This is a genomic window from Hyphomonas pacifica (assembly GCF_000682675.1).
Classification (GTDB): domain Bacteria; phylum Pseudomonadota; class Alphaproteobacteria; order Caulobacterales; family Hyphomonadaceae; genus Hyphomonas; species Hyphomonas pacifica.
Genome location: NZ_AWFA01000076.1, coordinates 1 through 1,058 on the forward strand (window position 1 = coordinate 1; position 1,058 = coordinate 1,058).

The window sequence follows — 1,058 nt, forward strand, 5'->3', positions numbered from 1 at the left end:
ATGACAAGGACGAGTAGATGTTCAAACGATCCTCCAATTCATATGGACCAAGTCCATTTCCGGAAACGCCATATCAGAAGGCGGGTCAGGTCTGGGATGAAAGGATGGGGTCTGCCCGCGTCCAGGCGAAGAACTGGCGACTGATGGCGCTGGGATGCCTCGGGCTGTGCTTCGTCACCTCCAGCGCGCTCGTCTGGCGCTCAATGCAATCGACCGTTACGCCCTATGTTGTCGAAGTCGACGAGACAGGCGCCGCCCGCGCGGTCGCACCTGCCACTGAGCGCTACACGCCGACCGACGCGCAGATCGCCCATCATCTCGCTGGCTTTATCGAGAATGTGCGTGGGCTATCCGTTGATCCCGTCGTTGTTCGAGAGAACTGGCTGCGGGCCTATGTCTTTGTAACAGACCGCGCCTCTACGACGCTCAATCAGTATGCGCAGGAGAATGATCCCTTTGCTGATGTCGGACGGAAGTCCCGCACAGTGGATGTCGTCAGCGTCGTGCGCGTTTCCGATGACAGCTTCCAGGCCCGCTGGATCGAAAAGACTTATGAGAATGGCGCGCTGATGCAGGCGCAGCGCTTCACCGGCAATTTCACCCTCATCACGCAACCGCCGACCGACGCAGAGACACTCCGCGCCAATCCGCTCGGCCTTTATGTCCACGCCCTGAACTGGGGACAGGACCTTGTCACAGGAGAATGATCCTCATGCTTCGTATGATCCTCGCCACATCCGCCCTCGCGCTCACAACCGCTTGCGCAACAACCGAACTGGAACCGATTGATCCGGCAGCGTTCATTGCCGCAACGCCCATCGAAGATGACACCGACTATCCGGTCGAGATCGTCGAAACCGCCGTGGCCCTGCCGCTGCCCGGACAGATGATGCCAATCGGCGCGCGCGTCACCACCAATCCCGATGGCAGCGTCACGCGGACTTATACCCGCACCGTGAGCGCACCTTCTGTCTCCCCCGCTGAAGCAATCCGTCAGGGCCGCACCAGCGCGCTGATCGAACCGTCGGTCGATGGCTATGTGAACGCGATCCAGGTCT

The 1,058-nt window shown here is 60.1% G+C and carries 1 protein-coding gene and 1 pseudogene; both read left to right on the forward strand.

The features are described 5' to 3' along the window. Window positions 1-17: 17 nt before the first annotated feature. Window positions 18-707, forward strand: a complete 690-nt coding sequence (gene trbF / locus HY2_RS15305) for a conjugal transfer protein TrbF (protein WP_034829186.1) — start codon at window positions 18-20, stop codon at window positions 705-707. 5 nt (window positions 708-712) lie between these two features. Beyond that, a pseudogene (locus tag HY2_RS15310) lies at window positions 713-1,058 on the forward strand (P-type conjugative transfer protein TrbG); the annotation flags it as partial.